Raw genomic sequence first — 22344 nt, forward strand, 5'->3', positions numbered from 1 at the left:
ATCTACCCGGAAAGTCGTATTGGCCTGGGCTTGACAGTGTGCGCGCCGACTGGCTTGTGAGTGCGCTTGTTCTTGGCGTATGCTCGACCGCCTGTCTGTCCCAGTAAAATAAGCGGAAATGCCACATGACTGACCTGAAAACTGCCGCGCTCGAATACCATGCCAAGCCCCGTCCTGGGAAATTGAGCGTCGAGCTGACCAAGCCAACTGCCACTGCTCGTGATCTTTCTCTGGCCTACAGCCCTGGCGTAGCAGAGCCTGTTCGTGAGATCGCTCGCGATGCAGAGCTGGCTTACCGCTACACCGGCAAAGGCAACCTGGTGGCGGTTATCTCCGATGGCACCGCTATTCTCGGCTTGGGTAATCTTGGCCCGCTGGCATCCAAGCCGGTGATGGAAGGCAAGGGCGTACTGTTCAAGCGTTTCGCCGGTGTTGACGTGTTCGATATCGAAGTCGATGCCGAGAGCCCGCAGGCCTTTATCGATACCGTCAAGCGTATCTCGATCACCTTCGGCGGTATCAACCTGGAAGACATCAAGGCGCCGGAGTGCTTTGAGATTGAGCGCGCGCTCATTGAGCAGTGCGACATTCCGGTGTTCCACGATGATCAGCATGGCACCGCCATCGTCACCGCAGCGGGCATGCTCAATGCGCTGGAGATTGCTGGCAAGTCCCTTGAGCAGGCGAAGATCGTTTGCCTTGGTGCCGGTGCGGCTGCGACCTCGTGCATGAAGCTGCTGGTCAGCATGGGTGCGAAGATCGAGAACATCTTCATGATCGACCGCAAGGGTGTGATTCATGCTGGTCGTGACGATCTGAATCAGTACAAGGCTGTGTTCGCACACGAGACGGACAAGCGCACGCTGGATGATGCTCTGGAAGGCGCCGATGTATTCGTCGGTCTGTCCGGCGCGAATCTGCTCAGCGCCGAAGGCCTCAAGCGCATGGCGGCGAATCCGGTAGTCTTCGCTTGCTCCAACCCGGATCCGGAAATCAGCCCCGAGCTGGCGCATGCGACCCGCTCAGACGTCATCATGGCGACTGGCCGCTCGGATTACCCGAATCAAGTGAACAACGTGCTCGGTTTCCCGTTCATCTTCCGCGGTGCGTTGGATGTCCGGGCCAAGCGCATCAACGAGGAAATGAAGATCGCTGCTGCTCTGGCTCTTCGTGATCTTGCCAAGTTGCCGGTGCCTGCTGAAGTTGCCGCAGCCTATGGCGTGGATAGCCTGGAGTTCGGTCGCGAGTACATCATTCCTAAGCCGATGGATCCGCGCCTGATTACGCTGGTTTCCGATGCGGTCGCCAAGGCTGCGATTGAGAGCGGCGCAGCGACGTTGCCTTATCCGTCGCACTATCCGCTTCAGTCGGTGAATGACGTGTTCAATGGCTGATTAGCTGCAAGCAATAAAAAAACCCCGCCATGGCGGGGTTTTTTATTGCTCGATGAAGCCACTCGGCTTAGAAAAGATCGAGCGGTGCCGCTTCATCGGCAGGCAGTGGGCTACCCGGCGCTTGGTAAGTGGGATCGAACTCTCCCATTGGGGGCGGTGAATCTTCACTCTTGAAGACTTCGAAGTAGGCATCTGGCGTTGCTGGCGTGGCAGCCCGGCCGCTGACGGGGTCGATGCGCAACTTGAGCAGACCGTCCGGCTCGGCCGGTGGGTGCTCGGGCATGTCCTTGAGTACTGCGCCCATATAGTTCATCCAGATCGGCAGAGCGACCGTGCCGCCGTATTCGTGCCGACCCAGGCTTTGTGGTTGGTCGAATCCTGCCCATACGGTTGTGACGAGGTCCGCGTTGTAGCCAGAAAACCAGCTGTCGATCGAGTCGTTGGTGGTGCCTGTCTTGCCCGCAATATCGTTCCGGCCCATGGCCAGCGCGCGGCGGCCTGTACCGCGCTTGATAACGTCCTGAAGCATGCTGGTCATGATGTAGGCGGTGCGTTCGTCAAGAATCTGCTCTGCAAACCGAGGCCCGGTGTCTGGCTCGCCATCAGTCTTGTGACGGTCCGCGGGCGCCGCGCTGATCTCTACTTCCGAGGGCTGTGCTTCCGGGTGCGTCGGAACTCGTGGAGGGTTGGCCTCGAAAAGCAAGTTGCCCTCTCGATCTTCTATGCGCTGGATGAGGTATGGCTCGATTTTGTAGCCGCCGTTGGCAAAAGCCGTCCAGCCGACGGTGATTTCCATTGGTGTAAGCGTCGCAGTACCTAGTGCAAGAGATAGATTGCGCTGAAGGTCCTGCGGATTAAACCCAAAGCGGCTGATGTAATCGACCGTGTGATCGATACCTAGCGTCTGCAGCAGGCGAATCGAAACCAGATTCCTAGACTTGTACAGCGCCTCGCGCATACGAATCGGCCCCAGGAACGTATTGTTGTCGTTCTTCGGGCGCCAGATGCGGTCCATGCCTTGTTCGACGAAGACGATAGGCGAATCGTTGACCAAACTAGCCGCCGTGTAGCCGGCATCCAGGGCTGCACTATAGATGAACGGTTTGAAGCTTGAGCCAGGCTGGCGCTTGGCCTGGATGGCTCGGTTGTAGTTGCTTTGCCCGAACGAGAAGCCGCCTGCCAGTGCTTCGATCGAGCCATCCTGAGGATCAAGTGATACCAGCGCAGCTTGCGCTTGAGGTACCTGGCTGAATAACGCCGCCTCGTCATGCCAGCGGATGCGTATGACGTCGCCAATCTTTACAACGTCTGCAGGTCGCTGCGGGCGCGGCCCCATGCTGTTGGTGCCAAGGAACGGACGAGCCCACTTCATGCTGTCCCAGGCTACGGCGTGCTCTTTTCCGTCGCGGGTAAGTACCAGAATCCCGCTGTCTTCCACTTGGCTGACTGCCGCTGCGTGCAGTCCGGCCAGGCTTCTATGTTTGGCCAATTCCTGGGTCCAGCTATCTCGGGGTAGTTCTGCAAGGCTTGCTTCCGGCCCGCGATACCCGTGGCGCTGGTCGTACTCGATCAATCCGCTGTTGAGTGCGATATTGGCTGCGATTTGCCGCTCACTGGAAACCGTCGTGTGCACCCGAAAACCATCGGTGTACGCTGCGCTACCGAAGCGACCCACCATCTCCGCTCTCGCCATCTCTGCTATATAGGATGCGTCCAGCTCCGGTGCGGCGCCGTGATACCTGGCGCTCTCAGGTTCTGCCAGGGCCTGCCGATAAGTTGTTTCATCCAGTCTGCCGAGCCTGTGCATACGGCCCAGGATCCAGTCCCTGCGTTCCAGGCTGCGCGTCGGGTTTGCCAGCGGGTTGAAGGCGGAGGGTGCTTTCGGCAAGCCTGCAATCGTTGCGAGCTGCGCGATGCTTAATTCCGAGATCGGTTTGCCGTAGTAGACCTGGGATGCGGCTTCGATGCCGTATGCGCGGTTGCCTAGATAGATCTTGTTTACGTACAGCTCGAGAATTTCATTCTTGCTGAGCTCGCGCTCTATCTGCAGGGCTAGGAGGATCTCGTTGATCTTGCGCGAAAAGCTCCTTTCGCTGGTCAGGAAGTAATTCTTCGCCACCTGCATGGTGATGGTGCTGCCACCGGTCTGAATCTGACCACTTTTCAATAATTGCGTGGCAGCGCGCATCAGGCCGGTTATGTCGACGCCATAATGATTGGCGAAGTTATCGTCCTCCGCCGCGAGCAGCGCGTGGATGAATTCATCGGGGATGTCGTCGAAGCGGATCGGCGAGCGTCGCATTTCGCCGAACTCGGCGATTAGCTTGTCGTCGGCGCTGTAGACCCGCAGCGGAATCTGTAGCTGTATGCTGCGAAGGGAATCGACCGAAGGAAGGTTGGGGCTGAGGTAGAGGAATGCACCGCTGATGCTTAGCAACAGCGCGCAAAAGACTGCAAAGCACGACCAGAGAAGAAATTTCAAAAAGCGCATCGGGGTTCTTGGAATCCAGGATTTGGGAGGGGGGAGCGGCGACGATGCTGAAAGGGAAAACCGTTCACATTATATGCGTTTTTTTTGCCAGGTAGCCATTTGCGCTTCTGTCAAGGCTGTTATCTAATGTGGATAAACATAATTAATCCGTAAGTTGCGGATAAAGATAGGAAATCGGTCGTGCTAGGGCTCCTCACTAAGAAAGCGAACACGCTGCTTGGGATCGATATCAGTTCGACCTCAGTCAAGCTCCTCGAATTAAGTCGATCCGGTAGTCGGTACCGTGTCGAGGCTTATGCTGTCGAGCCGCTTCCGCCGAACGCCGTTGTCGAAAAGAATATTGCAGAGCTCGAAGGGGTCGGGCAGGCATTACAGCGAGTTGTTGCCAAGGCTAAGACGGGCTGCAAGTCAGCCGTCGTTGCAGTATCTGGCTCCGCGGTCATTACCAAGACCATCGAGATGGATGCTGGATTGTCCGATGAAGAACTCGAAAACCAGCTGAAGATCGAGGCGGATCAGTACATTCCTTACCCGCTGGAAGAGGTTGCAATCGACTTCGAGGTTCAGGGGCCGGCCCCTCGCGCTCCGGGCCGGGTCGAAGTCCTGCTTGCTGCTTGCCGCAAGGAAAACGTTGAAATTCGCGAAGCTGCTTTGGCTTTGGCCGGGCTGACTGCAAAGATAGTCGATGTCGAAGCCTATGCCCTTGAGCGCTCTTTCGGCCTGCTCGCCCCGCAATTGGGAGCAGGGCACGACGAGTTGACCGTGGCGGTTGTTGACATAGGCGCGACCATGACCACGCTTAGCGTTCTGCATAACGGTCGTACCATCTACACCCGTGAGCAGTTGTTCGGCGGTCGCCAGCTGACCGAAGAAATCCAGCGGCGTTACGGCCTCTCCCAAGAGGAAGCCGGCCTTGCCAAGAAACAAGGTGGGCTCCCGGATGACTACGACAGTGAGGTTCTGCTTCCGTTCAAAGAAGCGGTTGTCCAGCAGGTTTCGCGCTCCTTGCAGTTCTTCTTCGCCGCCGGGCAGTTTCACGATGTCGATTGCATTCTGCTTGCGGGCGGAACTGCCTCCATCCCCGGACTTGATCACATGATCCAGCAAAAGATCGGCACTCAAACTCTAGTTGCGAACCCGTTTGCCGATATGGCTTTGAGTAGCAAGGTCAACGCTGGTGCGCTGGCCAGCGATGCGCCCGCATTAATGATTGCGTGCGGATTGGCGATGAGGAGTTTCGACTGATGGCGCAGATCAATCTACTCCCATGGCGCGAGCAACTGCGCGAAGAGCGCAAGCAGCGTTTTCTGGCCTCTCTTGTCGGTGTACTTATCGTGGCGGCGGGGCTGGTTTTTCTCGGTGATCGTTATTTCCAGGGCGCGATAGAACAGCAAAACGCACGAAATGAATTCGTGAAAAAAGAAATAGCTGTTCTGGATGCTCGTATAGCAGAAATCAAAGAGCTGAGGGAGCGCCGGCAGCAGCTACTGGAACGCATGAAAATTATCCAGGACCTCCAGGGTAACCGACCAATTATTGGCCGCGTGTTTGATCAGTTGGTGCGGACCTTGCCGGACGGTGTTTATTTCACGGCGCTGAAAATGACCGGGAAAAACATCGCCATTGTGGGGGCTGCTGAGTCGAATAACCGGGTTTCCAACCTCATGCGCAACCTTGATGGATCGGAGTGGCTTGAGTCACCCAATCTGAATGAGGTTAAGGCGGTAACTGCCGGTGCTGTTGATCAAGAGAACGTGTTCCAGCTGACGGTGCAGCAGACTCAGCCAGCGGTCTCTACGGAAGGAGTGAAGCCATGAGCTTGGGCGAGTCGTTAGAAAGCCTGCGTAAGGTTGATTTTGCTGAGCTGGATCTGAATAACCTGGGGTCTTGGCCTGCTCCCGTCAAGTTTATAGCCGGCGTGTTTTTGCTCGCTGTGGTTCTTGGTCTTGGCTATTACTTTCATTTGCAGGATTTGCAGTTGCGTTTGGAGCAGCAGCGCGCGCAGGAAGTTACGCTAAAGCAACAGTTCTCGACTAAAGCTTTTCAGGCGGCGAATCTCGAAGCATATAAAGAGCAGATGGCCGAAATGGAAACGTCGTTCGGCGCTCTGCTTCGGCAGCTTCCGAGCGACACTGAGGTGCCCGGGCTTCTGGAAGATATAACTCGCACAGGTTTGGGTAGTGGTTTGGAGTTTGAGGAAATCAAATTGCAGCCGGAAGTTGCTCAGCAGTTTTATATCGAATTGCCAATCAATATAAAAGTTGTTGGCGGATACCACGATCTGGCCACCTTTGTGAGCGGCGTTTCGAGTCTTCCGCGTATCGTTACTTTGCACGATTTCGATATCGTTCCCGAGAAGAACGAAACGACATCGAAGTTGCGGATGAGCATCGTCGCCAAGACTTATCGCTACAACGACAAGGGGCTGCAGAAATGAGGAGGGGACGTCTCACTGCGCTAGGCATGAGCCTGGCAGTGCTGGCCGGTTGCGGTGGCAACTCGGATTTCAGCGATCTGCAGCAATACTTGGATGAAGTTAGGGCTAAGCCAAAAGGAACGATCGAGCCGTTGCCGGCGTTCATTCCATACGAGGCTTTTACCTACAGTGCTGCGGCTTTGCGACATCCTTTCCAGCCGCCCGTAAAGCTCGATCTGGCACAGCGGCAAAGGGGAACGAAGGATGTTCAGCCTGATGAGGCTCGGGTCAAGCAGTTTCTTGAAGGTTTCAATATCGAGAATTTCACAATGGTCGGCACGCTGACCAATGGCGGTGGCCGATACGCTTTGATCATGGGGGGCGATGGGGTTCATCGGGTCAAGATCGGTGACTATCTGGGGCGCAACCACGGTCGCATCGTCGAGATCAGCGATTCTGGCGTGGATGTATTGGAGATCGTTCCTGATGGAGAGGGTGGGTGGCTAGAGCGCCCGCGCAGTCTGACCTTGAAAGAGCGCACCTAGCGCGGGGCAAAAGCATGGAAAACCTATACCGGTCTGCACAACGGAAGCTATTTATGAACAGTACCCTTACACGCCTGGGCGTTTCTCTGCTGGCGGCGTTTATTTCACCGACGCTCTTGGCGGCCAATTTAAACGCGCTAGACGTTGCTGCCCTGCCTGGCGATCGTGTCGAGTTGAAGTTGGCATTCGACGAGCCTGTGGCATCGCCGCGTGGTTATACGCTGGACCAGCCGGCGCGCATTGCGCTCGATCTTCCTGGTGTTTCTAATAATTTGGGTGCGAAGAATCGCGAGCTCGGGGTTGGTAATGCTCGGAGCGTGACTGTGGTGGAGGCCCAGGGACGTACACGTCTGATCGTTAACCTTACCGCCCTTGTGCCATATTCCACGCGGGTGGATGGCAATAACCTCTTCGTAGTCCTCGGTGAAAGTGCAAGCGCTAGCAAGCCTGCTGCTGTGCCCGCAGCTCCCGTCGCCCCCGTCACTACCCCCGCCCCTGCAAAGGCGGCGAACTCGGGTAAGGCGATCGATAATATCGACTTTCGCCGCGGCGACGATGGCGCTGGGAACGTCGTCATTACCCTTTCCGATCCGTCGGTAAGCTCTACCATTGAGGAGCAAGGCGGAAAGATTCGTGTCCTCTTTGACAAAACCCAGTTGCCCGAGTCGTTGCGCGTTCGTTTGGATGTGCAGGACTTCGCTACGCCTGTTAGGTTTGTAGATTCTACCGCTCAAGCGGGAAAGGTGAGCATCGCTATTGAACCGACCGGTCGATATGACTACCTCGCCTATCAAACGGACAATAAACTGACCATTAGCGTCAAGCCTCTTACAGAGAATGAAGCTGAAAAGCGTAAGGCAGAACGCTTCGCCTACTCGGGTGAAAAACTGTCGCTAAACTTTCAGGATATTGATGTTCGCTCGGTATTGCAGCTGATCGCCGATTTTACTGATCTGAATCTGGTGGCCAGTGATACGGTGAGCGGCAATATCACCCTGCGGCTGCAGAACGTTCCATGGGACCAAGCTCTGGATCTGGTGTTGAAAACCAAAGGTCTGGATAAGCGCCAAGTGGGTAACGTACTGCTTGTGGCGCCCGCAGACGAGATCGCGGCCCGCGAGCGACAAGAGCTGGAGTCCCAGCGTCAGATCGCCGAGCTTGCTCCGCTGCGTCGGGAGGTTGTGCAGGTGAACTACGCCAAGGCTGCTGATATCGCGCGCTTGTTCCAGTCGGTGACTAGCAGTGGCGGCGTTGCTGAGGATCGCGGTTCGATCGCGGTTGACGATCGCACCAATAACATTATTGCGTATCAGACGCAGGAGCGGCTGGATGAGCTACGCCGCATTGTGGCGCAGCTGGATATTCCAGTAAGGCAGGTAATGATCGAAGCGCGCATCGTTGAAGCGAATGTTGGTTACGACAAGGCGCTTGGAGTTCGCTGGGGTGGCAGCTATACCAATGATAATTGGGGCTTCTACGGTAAGGATGGGGCAATCGGGATTGACGAAGAGACAGGGCGTGCGGGTTTGCCAGGCACTGACAAGGTAGGTAACTTCACCTTAAAGGACGCGTTGGCTCCGGTGCCATTTGTCGATCTTGGAGTAGCCAATAGTACCGCTGGCATTGGGATCGGGTATGTGTCCGATCACGGCATCCTGGATCTTCAGCTGTCTGCAATGGAAAAGACGGGGAATGGAGAAATTGTCTCTCAGCCCAAAGTTGTAACTGCAGATAAAGAAACGGCCAAGATTTTAAAGGGTTCTGAGATTCCCTATCAGGAAGCCAGCTCAAGTGGTGCTACCTCGACCTCGTTCAAGGAGGCGGCGCTTTCGCTTGAAGTGACCCCGCAGATCACTCCAGACAACCGTATCATCATGGAGGTTAAGGTCACCAAGGACGCGCCTGATTTCGCTAATGCGCTGAATGGTGTTCCGCCCATTAACAAGAACGAAGTCAACGCCAAGGTTCTGGTGACTGACGGAGAGACGATTGTGATCGGCGGGGTGTTTTCCAACAGCCAGATCAGCAGCATTGAAAAAGTGCCGTTTTTGGGTGACGTGCCGTTCGTAGGTCGTTTGTTTCGGCGAGACATAGTCGAAGACAAAAAGTCCGAGCTTCTAGTCTTCCTAACGCCTAGAATCCTCAATTATCGAGCGGTCGCTGTGGGCCAATAGTCGTTGCACAATTTCATCCTCGTAGGCCCGATGGGAGCTGGAAAAAGCACCATCGGGCGTTTGCTTGCCAAAGAACTCCGTCTGCCGTTCAGGGACTCCGATAAGGAGATCGAGCAGCGGACCGGGGCTAGCATTCCTCTGATTTTCGATGTGGAGGGGGAGGCGGGGTTTCGCGAGCGTGAACGCGCAGTGATCGCCGATCTCTGTCACCTCGAGGGCGTGGTTCTCGCCACTGGGGGTGGCGCGGTGTTGCGCGAGGATAATCGCGAGGCGCTTCGCTCTGGCGGGCGCGTCATCTATCTCTGTACATCGGTCGATCAGCAGCTCGAACGCACCTCTCGAGACCGCAATCGGCCGCTGTTGCAGGCAAATGATCCTCGTGGCGTTTTGGCCGGATTGATGGCCATTCGCGATCCCTTGTACCGCTCGATAGCGGACATTATTATCGAAACCGACGAACGCCCACCACGATTGGTCGTGATGGAGATTCTTGATCGGCTTGCGTCATTACCGCCTCGTGAAAGCCGGGACGAATCTGCGCTATCCTAAGCCCCTTTATTGTCGGGGGCCCCATGCAGACTCTTCAGGTCGATCTCGGTGAGCGAAGTTATCCCATTCATATCGGCGAGCGGCTGATCGATCGCGCCGAGCTTTTTGGCGGCAAGATCCGTGGGCGGCAGGTAGCTATCGTTACCAACGAAACGGTTGCACCGCTTTATCTTGATCGTCTGATGCAAACCCTTTGCGATTACGCCGTCACACCGGTGATCCTCCCTGACGGAGAAGGCTACAAGAACTGGCAGACTCTCCAGCTTATTTTCGACGCCTTGCTCGGTGCTCGGCATGATCGCCACACGACAATCATCGCGCTTGGCGGTGGCGTTATCGGCGACATGGCTGGCTACGCTGCTGCCAGCTATCAACGTGGTGTGGATTTCATTCAGGTGCCCACTACGTTGTTATCGCAGGTGGACTCTTCCGTAGGCGGCAAGACCGGCATCAACCACCCGTTGGGCAAGAACATGATCGGTGCGTTCTATCAGCCTCGTGCGGTCGTTATCGATACCACTACGCTGAAGTCCCTGCCGCCCCGCGAGCTGTCCGCAGGTCTAGCCGAGGTAATCAAGTACGGGCTTATCTGTGATGAGCCTTTTCTCGGCTGGCTTGAAGCGAATATCGATCGACTGCGGGCGCTCGATTCGGCTGCCCTGACTGAGGCGATTCACCGTTCCTGCATCGCAAAAGCCAAGGTGGTGAATGCCGATGAGCGCGAGTCTGGCGTGCGTGCGACCCTCAACTTGGGCCACACATTCGGCCATGCGATCGAGACTCACATGGGCTATGGCGTCTGGCTGCATGGAGAGGCAGTGGCGGCGGGAACCGTGATGGCGCTGGAGATGTCTTGTCAGCTGGGGTGGATCGGGCAGGCAGATCGTGATCGGGCCATCAGGTTGCTGCAACGAGCGGCGCTGCCCGTTGTGCCCCCATCGGAAATGCGGCCGCAGGACTTCCTCGAGCACATGGCCGTCGATAAGAAGGTCTTGGACGGCCGGCTTCGCTTGGTTCTGCTAAGGCAGATGGGTGAGGCTGTTGTAACCGGAGACTTTCCTCGTGACGTGCTAGAAACCACCTTGAGTGCCAACTATGGCGCTATGACGGAACATCTGGGAGCTTAAGAAAATTTCCATGACCAGTTTGTCTGCGGACGACGCGTTTCTGAACCACTATGGCTTCAGCCATGACCCTTTCGCCGCTCGCGTTCCGGGTTTCAAGTTCTTTCCTGCGCAGCGCAAGCCTGTGCTTGGGCAGCTGCATCATCTGGCTCGGTATAGCCAGTTGCTGCTGTTGGTTACCGGGCCAGAAGGCAGTGGCAAAACCTTGCTGCGGCAAGCGCTGGTGGCGAGCAGCAACAAGCAGTCAGTTCAGAGTGTGGTGATTACGCCGCATGCAACTACCGATGCCAGCGCATTGCTTGCTCAGATTGCACAGGCGCTGAATAGCCAGGGCGCTGATTTCGAAGGCGTGATGGCGCAGATTATCCAGCTGGCGTTGACCGGTCAGGAGGTCTACCTGCTGGTCGATGACGCCGAGCAACTGACGGGCGCAGCGGTAGAGACCTTGTTGCGTCTCGCTGTGGGCACCCCCGAGGCTCGTCCGCATGTATTCCTGTTTGGTGAGCCTGCCCTGGCTGCTCGGCTTGAGGCCTTGAGTGAAGGGGCGGAGCGCTATCACGCTATCGCGCTGCAACCTTATGAAGAGGACGAGACTCGTGAGTACCTGGCGCAGCGCCTGGAGGGGGCTGGAGGTGGCATTGAATGCCTGAGTGACGAGCAGATCGGGCGTATCCATGAGGAGTCGGGAGGCTGGCCGGGGACTATCAATGTTATTGCTCGAGACGAATTGCTGTCTGCTATGCAAAGCACCCGGGGGCGCGGAAAAGCTATTGGCATCGCTCTACCAAAGAAGCATTTGCTGGCTGCGTTTGCCGTGCTCGCCGCTATTGCGGTTGCAATTCTATTTCTCCGCAGCGGTGAGCCGGAGCGGCCCAGCTCCGCTGACGTGACTCGTCTGCCACTCGAAACCTCATCGGCAGAGGGTGGTGGCGGCCAGGATCAGCAGACGGCCATTCAGTTCGATGCTGAAGAACGTTCCACATCTCTCCCGCTTGGTGGTGATGCCCAGCCGGTGATTCGCGAGCCGCTGGCCGCAGCAGCAGGCGGCGAGGATGAGGGCGATGTGATGTTGCCCGAGGTGAAGCCGCCTACAGTACCTGCACCTGCACCTGCACCTGCACCTGCACCTGCAGAGCAGGCTTCAGAAGGAGCTCCGACGCCGCCTGTGGTGACTGCGCCTGCTCCAGCACCAGCACCTGCTTCGCCTCCGGTGCGACCGAATGTCGCGGGCCCGGCCCCGGCAACTTCCGCAACGCCTTCGGCCTCAGGGAATGGCGCGTGGTATGCCAGTCAACCGGGGAGCAATTATCTGATTCAGATTTTAGGTACGCGTGTCGAAAAGAATGCTCAGGCAGTTGTCCAGCAGCACGGAGGTAACTACCGCTATTTTGCCAAGACGCATGAAGGCAAGCCGCTCTACGTCGTCACATACGGCAATTTTGCCAATCGTGCCGGGGCGGTTGCAGCCGTGAAATCGCTGCCCGCTTCGTTGCAGGCTGGCAAACCTTGGGTGCGTAGTTTTTCCAGCGTGCAGCAGGAAATGACAGAGAAGCGTTAAAAAATGCCCTAAAAAAGTGCGTTATGCACCTTTTTGGGGCTTGCAAAAATAAATTGTGTCGCTCTAGCTAGCTTTGTAAACTGCTCCCCCTTTTGCCCACGTGAATGACGGGGTGATTCTCTTCCCGTCAATAAGGGGTTGATTTACAACGAATTTAGCTGGTGGAGTGCCTATGAGAGCAGGTCTTTTTCGTCCTGAAGAGTTCAAGGATAACTGCGGCTTCGGTCTGATTGCCCACATGCAGGGCGAAGCTAGCCATCACCTGCTAAAGACTGCCATTCAGTCCCTGACCTGCATGACTCACCGTGGCGGCATCAATGCCGATGGTAAAACGGGTGACGGCTGCGGTCTGCTCATGCAGAAGCCTGACGCCTTCCTGCGCGCCATGGCGCGGGAGCATTTCAACGCCGAACTGCCTGCGCAGTACGCCGTCGGGATGATCTTTCTGGACCCGAACGCCACCAAAGCTGAACAAGCGCGGACTCGTCTGAGCGAAGAAATCACCGCTCAAGGCTTGACTCTGGTCGGCTGGCGCGAAGTCCCGGTCGATACTAGCGTACTGGGTCAGCTGGCCTTGGAACGCTTGCCGCGCATCGAGCAGGTGTTCGTCTCCGGCGACGGAATGGATGAGCGCGAGTTCGGCATCAAGCTGTTCTTCGCGCGCCGCCGGGCCGAGGTCGCCCTCGCTGACGACAGCGCCTTTTACGTGTGCAGCCTCTCCGACAAGGACATCATCTACAAGGGCCTGATGATGCCCGCCGACTTGGCGCAGTTCTACCCCGACCTGGGTGATGAGCGCCTCGCGACCGCTATCTGCGTGTTTCACCAGCGTTTCTCCACCAATACCATGCCGCAATGGCGCCTGGCCCAGCCGTTCCGCTTTCTCGCACACAACGGTGAGATCAATACCATCACCGGCAACCGCAACTGGGCGCAGGCACGTCGCCTGAAGTTCGCTAACGAGCTGCTGCCTGATCTCGAGACCCTATCGCCGCTGATCAACCGCACCGGCTCTGACTCCTCAAGCATGGACAACATGCTTGAGCTCTTGGTCACCGGCGGAATGGATCTGTTCCGCGGGCTACGCATGATCATCCCGCCGGCCTGGCAGAACGTAGAAACCATGGACCCCGATCTGCGGGCGTTCTATGAATTTAATTCCATGCACATGGAACCCTGGGACGGCCCGGCTGGCGTGGTATTGACCGACGGTCGACATGCGGTTTGCCTGCTCGACCGCAACGGGCTGCGCCCGGCCCGCTGGGTCACCACCAAGAACGGATACATCACCCTCGCGTCCGAAGTTGGCGTTTGGGACTACAAGCCCGAGGATGTCCTGGCCAAGGGCCGCGTCGGGCCGGGGCAGATCCTCGCCGTGGACACCCACACCGGCAAGGTGCTGCACACCGATGACATCGACAACCGCCTCAAGGCACAGCAGCCCTACAAGAAGTGGCTGCGGCAGAACGCCCTGCGCATCCAGTCGACCCTGGACGACAACGACCATGGTTCGGCCTTCTACGATGCCGACCAGCTCAAGCAGTACATGAAGATGTACCAGGTCACCTTCGAGGAGCGTGACCAGGTGCTGCGCCCGCTGGCCGAGCAGGGCCAGGAAGCGGTCGGCTCGATGGGTGACGATACGCCGATGGCCGTGCTGTCGCGTCGCGTGCGCTCGCCCTACGACTATTTCCGTCAGCAGTTCGCGCAGGTCACTAACCCGCCGATCGATCCGCTGCGTGAAGCCATCGTCATGTCGCTAGAAACCTGCCTGGGCGCCGAGCGCAATGTCTTCGAGGAAACCGCCGAGCACGCCAATCGCGCGATTCTGACCACACCGGTGATCTCGCCGGCGAAGTGGCGCACGATCATGAATCTGGAGCGTCCGGGATTCGAGCGTCTGGTAATCGACCTGAATTACGACGAGACCATTGGCCTTGAGGCGGCGATTCGCAATATCGCCGACCAGGCCGAGGAAGCCGTGCGTGGCGGTAAGGTCCTGCTGGTACTCAGCGATCGTCATATCGCACCAGGCAAACTGCCGGTTCATGCTTCGCTGGCCGTGGGCGCGGTTCACCATCGTCTAGTGGATACCGGCCTGCGTTGCAGCTGTAACATCCTGGTGGAAACCGCCACGGCCCGTGACCCGCATCACTTTGCGGTGCTGATCGGTTTCGGCGCGACTGCGGTCTATCCGTTCCTTGCTTTCGAGGTGCTGGGCGATCTGATCCGCACTGGTGAAGTGCTGGGCGATCTCTATGAAGTGTTCAAACACTATCGCAAGGGCATCTCCAAGGGGCTGATGAAGATCATCTCCAAGATGGGCATCTCGACCATCGCCTCCTATCGTGGGGCGCAGCTGTTTGAGGCTGTTGGTTTGTCCGACGAGATCGTCGAGCTCAGCTTCCGCGGTGTCGCCAGTCGTATCAAGGGCGCGCGCTTCGAGGATCTTGAGGCTGAACAGAAGGCGCTCGCGGCCGAAGCCTGGAGCAGCCGCAAGCCTATCCAGCAGGGCGGTCTGCTGAAGTTCGTCTACGGTGGTGAATACCACGCCTACAACCCCGACGTGGTCAGTGCGTTGCAGATGGCGGTGCAGAGCGGTGATTACAGCCGCTTCAAGGAATACACCGCGCTGGTCGACCAGCGTCCAGTGGCCATGTTGCGCGACCTGCTCAAGGTCAAGGTAGCTGAGCAGCCGCTGACGCTGGAAGAGGTCGAGCCGCTGGAGGCCATTCTCAAGCGTTTCGACTCTGCCGGTATTTCCCTTGGCGCGCTATCGCCGGAAGCCCACGAAGCCATTGCTGCTGCAATGAACCGCATCGGCGCGCGCTCGAACTCCGGTGAGGGCGGTGAAGATCCGGCGCGTTACGGCACCGAGCGTAGCTCGAAGATCAAGCAGGTCGCCACCGGCCGCTTCGGTGTGACTCCGGAATACCTGGTCAACGCCGAAGTGCTGCAGATCAAGGTTGCCCAGGGTGCCAAGCCCGGTGAGGGAGGCCAGCTGCCCGGTGGCAAGGTCAACGGCCTGATCGCTCGACTGCGCTACGCGGTACCGGGCGTCACGCTGATCTCGCCGCCGCCGCACCACGATATCTACTCCATCGAGGATTTGGCACAGCTGATCTTCGACCTCAAGCAGGTCAACCCGCAGGCGCTGGTTTCGGTCAAGTTGGTGGCCGAGCCTGGCGTCGGCACCATCGCCGCTGGCGTGGCCAAGGCCTATGCTGATCTGATCACCATCTCCGGTTACGACGGCGGTACCGGCGCTTCGCCGCTGACCTCGATCCGTTATGCCGGGTCGCCTTGGGAGCTAGGCCTGGCCGAAACCCACCAGACGCTGCGCGGCAACGATCTGCGTGGCAAGGTCCGGGTGCAAACCGATGGCGGTCTGAAAACGGGGCTGGACGTGATCAAGGCTGCGATCCTCGGTGCCGAGAGCTTCGGCTTCGGTACCGCGCCGATGATCGCCCTGGGCTGTAAGTACCTGCGTATCTGCCATCTGAACAACTGCGCCACTGGCGTTGCTACGCAGAACGAGCAGCTGCGCAAGGATCATTTCATCGGCACCGTCGATATGGTGGTCAACTTCTTCCAGTTCGTCGCTGAGGAAACCCGCGAGTGGCTGGCCAAGCTGGGCGTGCGTAGCCTGGGCGAGCTGATCGGCCGTACCGATCTGCTCGAAGTGCTGCCGGGTGAAACGGCCAAGCAGAACAATCTCGATCTGACGCCGCTGCTCGGGAGCAGCAACATCTCCGCCGACAAGCCGCAGTTCTGCTTGGTTGAGAAGAACCCGCCGTTTGATCAGGGGCTGCTGGCCGAAGAAATGGTCAAGCTGGCCAAAGGCGCCATTGATGCCAAGAGCGGTGGCGAATTCGAGCTGGAAATCTGTAACTGTGACCGTTCCATCGGTGCTCGTGTCTCCGGCGAGATCGCTCGGCAGCACGGCAACCAGGGCATGGCGGGTGCGCCGATCACCTTCCGCTTCAAGGGTACAGCTGGGCAAAGCTTCGGTGTTTGGAACGCCGGCGGCCTCAACCTGTATCTGGAAGGCGACGCCAACGACTACGTCGGCAAAGGCATGACTGGTGGCAAGCTGGTGGTCACACCTCCGCAAGGGGCTGCCTATCGCTCACAGGACTCGGCGATCATCGGCAACACCTGCCTATATGGGGCGACCGGCGGCAAGCTGTTTGCTGCGGGCACTGCGGGTGAACGTTTCGCAGTTCGCAACTCCGGCGCGCATGCGGTCGTCGAGGGCACGGGCGATCATTGCTGCGAGTACATGACCGGTGGCTTCGTCTGCGTACTCGGCAAGACCGGGCACAACTTCGGTTCGGGCATGACTGGCGGTTTTGCCTATGTGCTGGATATGGACAACAGCTTCATCGACCGCGTGAACAACGAGCTGGTCAACCTGCAGCGCATCACTGGTGAGGCGATGGAAGCCTATCGCAGCCATCTGCAGGGTGTCCTGCGCGAATATGTTGCTGAAACTGCGAGTGAGTGGGGGGCTGAACTGCTGGATAATCTCGACGATTACCTGCGTCGTTTCTGGCTGGTCAAGCCCAAGGCGGCCAACCTGGCTTCGCTGCTGTCGAGCACCCGGGCCAACCCGCAATAACAATAAGCCGCTTCAGGCAGCGGCCCCAGCCTCGGCGGGGCCGCTGCTTACCCTGATTGTCTTGCGGCCGTATGTATTGCCTACGGCTGCTGTTGAGAGGTTTTGAAATGACTGAACGTCTGAATAACGGCTTCCAGTTCATCGAGGTCGGGCGCAAGGATCCGAAGAAGAAGCTGCTGCGCCAGCGCAAGAAGGAGTTCGTCGAGATCTACGAACCCTTCAAGCCGCAGCAGGCTTGCGAGCAGGCCCATCGTTGCCTGGGTTGCGGCAACCCGTACTGCGAATGGAAGTGCCCGGTCCATAACTATATCCCCAACTGGCTCAAGTTGGTCTCCGAGGGCAACATCCTCGCTGCGGCCGAGCTGGCGCACCAGACCAACACTCTGCCGGAAGTCTGCGGTCGCGTTTGCCCGCAGGATCGCCTCTGCGAGGGTGCCTGCACCCTGAACGACGGTTTCGGCGCAGTGACCATTGGTTCGGTGGAGAAGTACATTGCCGATACCGCCTTCGCCATGGGCTGGCGCCCGGACATGTCCAAGGTCAAGCCGACCGGCAAGAAGGTTGCGATCATCGGTGCCGGCCCGGCAGGCCTAGGCTGTGCCGATATTCTCGTGCGCAACGGCGTGACCCCGGTGGTGTTCGACAAGAATCCCGAGATCGGTGGTCTGCTGACCTTCGGCATCCCCGAATTCAAGCTGGAAAAGACCGTACTCAGCCGTCGTCGCGAGATCTTCGGTGGCATGGGCATCGAGTTCCGTCTGAACACCGAGGTGGGCAAGGACATCACCATCGACCAGCTGCTGGCCGATTACGACGCCGTGTTCATGGGCATGGGTACCTACACCTACATGAAGGGCGGCTTCCCCGGTGAGGACCTGCCGGGCGTCTACGACGCGCTGGATTTCCTCATCGCCAACGTCAACCGCAACCTCGGCTTCGAGAAGTCCGCCGAGGACTTCATCGACATGAAGGGAAAGAAGGTCGTGGTGCTGGGCGGCGGTGATACAGCGATGGACTGCAATCGCACCTCCATCCGTCAGGGTGCCAAGAGCGTGACCTGCGCCTACCGTCGTGATGCGGCGAACATGCCGGGCTCGCGTCGTGAAGTGAAGAACGCCAAGGAAGAGGGCGTGAAGTTCCTCTTCAACCGCCAGCCCATCGCTATCGTTGGCGAAGGCAAGGTCGAGGGCGTCAAGGTGGTCGAGACGCGTCTTGGCGCACCGGACGCCCGCGGCCGCCGCAGCCCCGAGCCAATTCCGGGCTCCGAGCAGGTGCTGCCCGCCGATGCCGTGGTCATCGCCTTCGGTTTTCGGCCGAGTCCGGCGCCGTGGTTCGAAGCCCAGGGCATCCAGATCGACAACCAGGGCCGCGTTGTGGCACCTGAGGTCGGCCAGTTCAAGCACCAGACCAGCAATCCGAAGATCTTCGCCGGCGGCGACATGGTCCGCGGCTCCGATCTGGTGGTGACGGCGATCTTCGAAGGTCGTCAGGCTGCCGAGGGCATCATGGACTATCTCGGCGTCTAATCGGGTATCGCCGGGCGCCGAAGGTGTCCGGAGTGGCCTGATTTGAATCAAGCCCATAGCGAAATGGCACGGCGCTCGCCGTGCCTTTTTTTTTCCGCTTTGCGACAATGCACGGCACTTTTACGCTGGAATCCTGCCATGACCGCCTTGAAGAACGACCGCTTCCTCCGCGCCCTGCTCAAGCAGCCTGTCGATGTCACCCCGGTGTGGATGATGCGCCAGGCCGGTCGCTATCTACCCGAGTACCGGGCTAGCCGCGCCAAGGCCGGTGACTTCATGAGCCTGTGCATGAATCCCGAGCTCGCCTGTGAGGTAACCCTGCAGCCGCTGGAGCGCTACCCGCTGGACGCTGCGATCCTGTTTTCCGACATCCTCACCGTACCGGACGCCATGGGCCTGGGCCTGTATTTCGAGACTGGTGAGGGGCCGCGCTTCAAGAAAGTAGTGAGCACCATGGCGGACATCGAGGCGCTACCGATCCCCGACCCAGAGAAAGACCTGGGGTATGTGATGGATGCGGTGCGCACTATCCGCCGCGAACTCAATGGCCGTGTGCCGTTGATCGGGTTCTCTGGTAGCCCATGGACTCTGGCGACCTACATGGTCGAGGGCGGCTCGTCTAAGGACTTCCGCAAGTCCAAGGCCATGCTCTACGAAAACCCGCAGGCTATGCACGCTCTGCTGGACAAGCTGGCCCAATCGGTCACCAGCTATCTCAACGGCCAGATCCTGGCTGGCGCTCAGGCGGTGCAGATCTTCGATTCCTGGGGCGGCAGCCTGTCGGCGGCGGCGTACCAGGAGTTCTCCCTAGCTTACATGCGCAAGATTGTCGATGGTTTGATTCGCGAGCATGACGGCCGTCGTGTGCCGGTCATCATGTTCACCAAGGGCGGCGGCCTATGGCTGGAGTCGATGGCCGAGGTGGGCGTCGAAGCACTTGGCCTGGATTGGACCTGCGACATCGGCGAGGCGCGTCGTCGCGTTGGCGACAAGGTTGCCCTGCAGGGCAACATGGACCCGAGCGTGCTTTACGCCAAGCCCGATGCCATCCGTGCCGAGGTGGCACGCATTCTGGCCAGCTTCGGCCATGGCGAGGGCCACGTGTTCAACCTGGGCCACGGCATCACGCCGGAAGTCGACCCGGCTCATGCCGGCGCCTTCATCGAATCGGTGCACGAGCTGTCGGCGCAATACCACGGCTGATTTACACGCAGTAAACAAACGCCCCGCTTAGCGGGGCGTTTTACTTTCGCGGTCAGTGCGCCGTCTGCCGCTCGGGCAATGCCGGTAGCCGCGCCAGATGTAGCGCCACAGCGAGCGAGATCAGCAGCAGTGAGGCGATGAAAAGACCGACACCATCCCAGCCTGCCGCGTGCCAGAAGAAGCCGCCCAGGGTCCCGGCGATGCTGGAGCCTAAGTAGTAGCTGAACAGATACAGCGACGATGCTTGGCCCCGTGCCTGCCTTGCGCGCCGCCCAATCCAGCTGCTGGCGACTGAATGAGCGCCAAAGAAGCCGAAAGTAAATAGCAACATGCCCATCAGCACCATCGGCAGCTGATCGAACAGGGTCAGGGCGATCCCGACAAGCATCAGCGATATCACCACCCAGAACACCCGACGGCGGCCGAACCGATCGGCCAGGGCGCCGACCTGGGCCGAGCTGTAGATGCCTGACAGATAGACCACTGCCAGAAGCCCGACCATGGTTTGGCTTAGTTGAAAGGGTGCTGCTAGCAGGCGATAGCCGATGTAGTTGAAAAGGGTGACGAAGCTGCCCATCAACAGGAAGCCCTGCAGGAACAGCCAGGGCAGGCCGGCATCACGAAAATGCATGGCATAGCCCTGCACCAGTCCGCGTGGGCGCAGCTGGCGAGGGCGGAAATGTTGCGAATCAGGGAGGAATCGCCAGAGCAGCAGCGCTGCCAATAGGGCGAGGCCGCCCATCAAGCCAAGCACGCTGTGCCAGGACAGGTAGTCGACCAACACACCACTCAGTAGCCGTCCGCTCATGCCGCCGATGGCATTGCCACCGATATACAGCCCCATCGCCAACCCCAGGTGGTGGGGGTGGATCTCTTCGCTCAAGTAGGTCATGGCCACGGCGGCAACGCCGCTAAGGGCCAATCCGACCATTGCGCGCATGAGCAGTACGCTCTCCCAGCTAGGCGCGAGGGCGCTGCCGAGGGTGAACAGGGCTGCGGCCAGCAGCGAGGCGACCATCACTGGTTTGCGGCCAATGGAGTCGGAAATCGGTCCGGTTATCAGCAGGCCGAGAGCCAGCGTGATAGTCGAGAGCGAAAGAATCAGGCTGCTTTCTGCCGCGTTGATGCCAAACGCGTGGGACAGCATGGGCATCATCGGCTGTACGCAGTAAAGCAAGGCGAAAGTGGCGAAGCCTGCGGCGAACAATGCCAGCGCCGTACGTGTAAAGCGCGGAGTACCTTTTTCGGTGTAGAGGAGTGGCGCGGGACTGTCTTTCGTATCTGCCGGCGCGCCTGCGGCGCACTGCGTGCTGTTCAAGATCATGGCCTCTAAGGAATACATTTTTTCCGACCAAACGTTTGCCCGTAGCGCCTGCATTCATCGTTTGAAAAGCGGGCGAGGGCGCATTTGATTAGGTTTATGAGGCGAATGATAGGGAGCTTTATTTGAGCTATCCAATATATTATTCGACCCAAATGATATGTTTTACGAATCGTTTGGAGGGCTCATGGAGCTGCGACATCTACGCTATTTCGTCGCGGTAGCCGAGGAGTTGCACTTTGGACGTGCCGCCGAGCTGCTGCGCATCTCGCAGCCGCCGCTTAGTCAGCAGATCCAGGCACTGGAGCAGGAGCTGGGCGTGCGCTTGTTCGATCGGACCAACCGTCGGGTGTCGCTGACCGATGCCGGGCGACTATTTCTCGACGAGACACGGCGCACCCTGGCTCAGGTGGACAAGTCGGTAGATGTGGTGCGGCGTGCCGAGCAGGGTGAGATCGGCGAGTTGCAGGTCGGCTTCACGTCATCAGCGCCGTTCACCTCGATTCTGCCGCGGGCGATCCTGGCTTTTCGCCAAGCATTTCCGGCGGTGCACCTTGCACTGCAGGAAATGACCAGCAAACAGGTGATCGACGCGGTGCAGGACGAGACGCTGCAGGTCGGCATGATTCGTCCCTTCGCCTTGCCGCCTGGCCTGCAGACGGTGGAACTGTTCAGCGAGCCGCTGGTGGCGTTGATGCATGCCGGGCATCCGCTTGCCGAGGTGGGGGAGGAGGGTCTGGCGCTGGCGGAACTGGCCGAGGAACCTTTCGTGTTCTTTCCCCGCAGTTACGGTACCGGGCTCTACGACCAGCTGCTCAACCTGGCACGGCAGGCCGGGTTCAGTCCGCGGATTGCGCAGGAGGCAAACGAGGCGCTGACCATCATCGGGTTGGTTGCTGCAGGGCTGGGCGTTTCGGTGCTGCCGGCATCCTTTCGGCGTATACGCATCGATGGCGTAAGGTTCCGTACGCTGCTGGACAAGGACGCCACCACGGCCGTGTGGCTGGTCAAGCGCCGCCAGGAGCAGTCGCCCCTGGCGCAGGCTTTCATGGATCTGGTAACGCGTGAGGCGTTGAGTCAGCGTTAGCCATGTAAACCGCAGCGGTGCTTCAGGGCTGCTTGTGATGAGCGGGCGTTTCGCCCTTGTCCTGTTTGGGCACACGGGTCACGCGAATGTCAGTGATGCCCATGACCTCGGCTTGCTCAAGCAATTGGCCCTCCTCGGCATCGGCCTTGGGCATTACCAAACTGTTCTCGGCGTCGCCATTGTGCAACTGGATGAGATGGCGCGCGGCCTCGCCCTGGGACAGGTTGTCGACATCCGCATCGTAAGTGTCGGCGCGCGGGTCGTTCTGGTAGATGTAGTTGATTTCGAAGGTATGCGAGGACTTGTCAAACATGAGGCGCTCCTGTGAGGTCACT

Annotated in this window: 16 protein-coding genes; 13 read left to right on the top strand and 3 right to left on the bottom strand. The window is 58.7% G+C overall.

Going from position 1 to position 22344, the window contains the following annotated elements:
- Positions 1-125: 125 nt before the first annotated feature.
- Positions 126-1394, top strand: a complete 1269-nt coding sequence (locus AAEZ08_RS11290; RefSeq protein WP_003283476.1) for a malic enzyme-like NAD(P)-binding protein — start codon at positions 126-128, stop codon at positions 1392-1394.
- A gap of 67 nt (positions 1395-1461) precedes the next feature.
- On the opposite strand, the gene AAEZ08_RS11295 is transcribed toward AAEZ08_RS11290, so the two are convergent.
- Positions 1462-3885, bottom strand: a complete 2424-nt coding sequence (locus tag AAEZ08_RS11295; RefSeq protein ID WP_500124290.1) for a penicillin-binding protein 1A — start codon at positions 3883-3885, stop codon at positions 1462-1464.
- Between the two features lie 180 nt (positions 3886-4065).
- Between AAEZ08_RS11295 and AAEZ08_RS11300 the strand changes: the two genes are divergently transcribed.
- From AAEZ08_RS11300 to hemE, 11 genes are all read left to right on the top strand, one after another.
- Complete coding sequence (locus AAEZ08_RS11300; protein WP_003283479.1) at positions 4066-5130, top strand: pilus assembly protein PilM; 1065 nt, start codon at positions 4066-4068, stop codon at positions 5128-5130.
- Positions 5130-5702 (top strand): type 4a pilus biogenesis protein PilN, encoded by a 573-nt coding sequence (gene pilN / locus AAEZ08_RS11305; protein WP_058063672.1) that lies wholly within the window; start codon positions 5130-5132, stop codon positions 5700-5702. The genes AAEZ08_RS11300 and pilN overlap by 1 nt, the downstream gene beginning before the upstream one ends.
- Positions 5699-6322: a type 4a pilus biogenesis protein PilO gene (pilO, locus tag AAEZ08_RS11310; protein WP_003283483.1), complete on the top strand. Its 624-nt coding sequence runs from the start codon at positions 5699-5701 to the stop codon at positions 6320-6322. Before pilN ends, pilO begins: the two co-directional genes overlap by 4 nt.
- Positions 6319-6846 (top strand): type 4a pilus biogenesis lipoprotein PilP, encoded by a 528-nt coding sequence (pilP, locus tag AAEZ08_RS11315; RefSeq protein WP_003283484.1) that lies wholly within the window; start codon positions 6319-6321, stop codon positions 6844-6846. The genes pilO and pilP overlap by 4 nt, the downstream gene beginning before the upstream one ends.
- A gap of 53 nt (positions 6847-6899) precedes the next feature.
- Positions 6900-9020, top strand: coding sequence for a type IV pilus secretin PilQ (locus tag AAEZ08_RS11320; RefSeq protein ID WP_181066270.1), 2121 nt, complete (start codon positions 6900-6902; stop codon positions 9018-9020).
- A gap of 3 nt (positions 9021-9023) precedes the next feature.
- Complete coding sequence (gene aroK / locus AAEZ08_RS11325) at positions 9024-9569, top strand: shikimate kinase AroK (RefSeq protein ID WP_003283486.1); 546 nt, start codon at positions 9024-9026, stop codon at positions 9567-9569.
- Positions 9570-9592: 23 nt separating this feature from the next.
- Complete coding sequence (gene aroB / locus AAEZ08_RS11330) at positions 9593-10696, top strand: 3-dehydroquinate synthase (RefSeq protein ID WP_500124291.1); 1104 nt, start codon at positions 9593-9595, stop codon at positions 10694-10696.
- A gap of 10 nt (positions 10697-10706) precedes the next feature.
- Positions 10707-12251 carry an AAA family ATPase gene (locus tag AAEZ08_RS11335; RefSeq protein WP_500124292.1) on the top strand — a complete coding sequence of 515 codons (1545 nt, stop codon included), beginning with the start codon at positions 10707-10709 and terminating at the stop codon, positions 12249-12251.
- A gap of 172 nt (positions 12252-12423) precedes the next feature.
- Entirely contained in the window at positions 12424-16872 is a 4449-nt protein-coding gene (gltB, locus tag AAEZ08_RS11340) for a glutamate synthase large subunit (protein WP_500124293.1), read from the top strand.
- A 107-nt stretch (positions 16873-16979) separates the two neighbouring features.
- Entirely contained in the window at positions 16980-18398 is a 1419-nt protein-coding gene (locus AAEZ08_RS11345) for an FAD-dependent oxidoreductase (RefSeq protein ID WP_500124294.1), read from the top strand.
- A gap of 138 nt (positions 18399-18536) precedes the next feature.
- Positions 18537-19601, top strand: coding sequence for a uroporphyrinogen decarboxylase (hemE, locus tag AAEZ08_RS11350; RefSeq protein ID WP_181066267.1), 1065 nt, complete (start codon positions 18537-18539; stop codon positions 19599-19601).
- 52 nt (positions 19602-19653) lie between these two features.
- Here the strand turns inward: hemE and AAEZ08_RS11355 are convergent, their stop codons facing one another.
- Positions 19654-20919: an MFS transporter gene (locus tag AAEZ08_RS11355; protein WP_500124295.1), complete on the bottom strand. Its 1266-nt coding sequence runs from the start codon at positions 20917-20919 to the stop codon at positions 19654-19656.
- A gap of 190 nt (positions 20920-21109) precedes the next feature.
- Between AAEZ08_RS11355 and AAEZ08_RS11360 the strand changes: the two genes are divergently transcribed.
- Positions 21110-22009 (top strand): LysR family transcriptional regulator, encoded by a 900-nt coding sequence (locus tag AAEZ08_RS11360; protein WP_500124296.1) that lies wholly within the window; start codon positions 21110-21112, stop codon positions 22007-22009.
- 22 nt (positions 22010-22031) lie between these two features.
- Here AAEZ08_RS11360 and AAEZ08_RS11365 read toward each other — a convergent pair whose 3' ends face one another.
- The gene (locus tag AAEZ08_RS11365; RefSeq protein WP_482695311.1) at positions 22032-22322 is read right to left on the bottom strand and encodes a hypothetical protein; all 291 of its coding nucleotides are present in this window, start codon (positions 22320-22322) and stop codon (positions 22032-22034) included.
- Positions 22323-22344 lie beyond the last annotated feature (22 nt).

The sequence above is a fragment of the Pseudomonas sp. E45-MNA-CIBAN-0222 genome, assembly GCF_040310405.1.
Classification (GTDB): Bacteria; Pseudomonadota; Gammaproteobacteria; order Pseudomonadales; family Pseudomonadaceae; genus Stutzerimonas; species Stutzerimonas stutzeri_AC.

What these genes read in the sequence shown, in the direction of transcription:
- AAEZ08_RS11290 (WP_003283476.1), top strand. Translation starts at nt 126, where the DNA reads ATGACTGACCTGAAAACTGCCGCGCTCGAATACCATGCCAAGCCCCGT.
- AAEZ08_RS11295 (WP_500124290.1), bottom strand. Translation starts at nt 3,885, where the DNA reads ATGCGCTTTTTGAAATTTCTTCTCTGGTCGTGCTTTGCAGTCTTTTGC.
- pilN (WP_058063672.1), top strand. Translation starts at nt 5,130, where the DNA reads ATGGCGCAGATCAATCTACTCCCATGGCGCGAGCAACTGCGCGAAGAG.
- pilO (WP_003283483.1), top strand. Translation starts at nt 5,699, where the DNA reads ATGAGCTTGGGCGAGTCGTTAGAAAGCCTGCGTAAGGTTGATTTTGCT.
- pilP (WP_003283484.1), top strand. Translation starts at nt 6,319, where the DNA reads ATGAGGAGGGGACGTCTCACTGCGCTAGGCATGAGCCTGGCAGTGCTG.
- AAEZ08_RS11320 (WP_181066270.1), top strand. Translation starts at nt 6,900, where the DNA reads ATGAACAGTACCCTTACACGCCTGGGCGTTTCTCTGCTGGCGGCGTTT.
- aroB (WP_500124291.1), top strand. Translation starts at nt 9,593, where the DNA reads ATGCAGACTCTTCAGGTCGATCTCGGTGAGCGAAGTTATCCCATTCAT.
- AAEZ08_RS11335 (WP_500124292.1), top strand. Translation starts at nt 10,707, where the DNA reads ATGACCAGTTTGTCTGCGGACGACGCGTTTCTGAACCACTATGGCTTC.
- gltB (WP_500124293.1), top strand. Translation starts at nt 12,424, where the DNA reads ATGAGAGCAGGTCTTTTTCGTCCTGAAGAGTTCAAGGATAACTGCGGC.
- AAEZ08_RS11345 (WP_500124294.1), top strand. Translation starts at nt 16,980, where the DNA reads ATGACTGAACGTCTGAATAACGGCTTCCAGTTCATCGAGGTCGGGCGC.
- hemE (WP_181066267.1), top strand. Translation starts at nt 18,537, where the DNA reads ATGACCGCCTTGAAGAACGACCGCTTCCTCCGCGCCCTGCTCAAGCAG.
- AAEZ08_RS11360 (WP_500124296.1), top strand. Translation starts at nt 21,110, where the DNA reads ATGGAGCTGCGACATCTACGCTATTTCGTCGCGGTAGCCGAGGAGTTG.
- AAEZ08_RS11365 (WP_482695311.1), bottom strand. Translation starts at nt 22,322, where the DNA reads ATGTTTGACAAGTCCTCGCATACCTTCGAAATCAACTACATCTACCAG.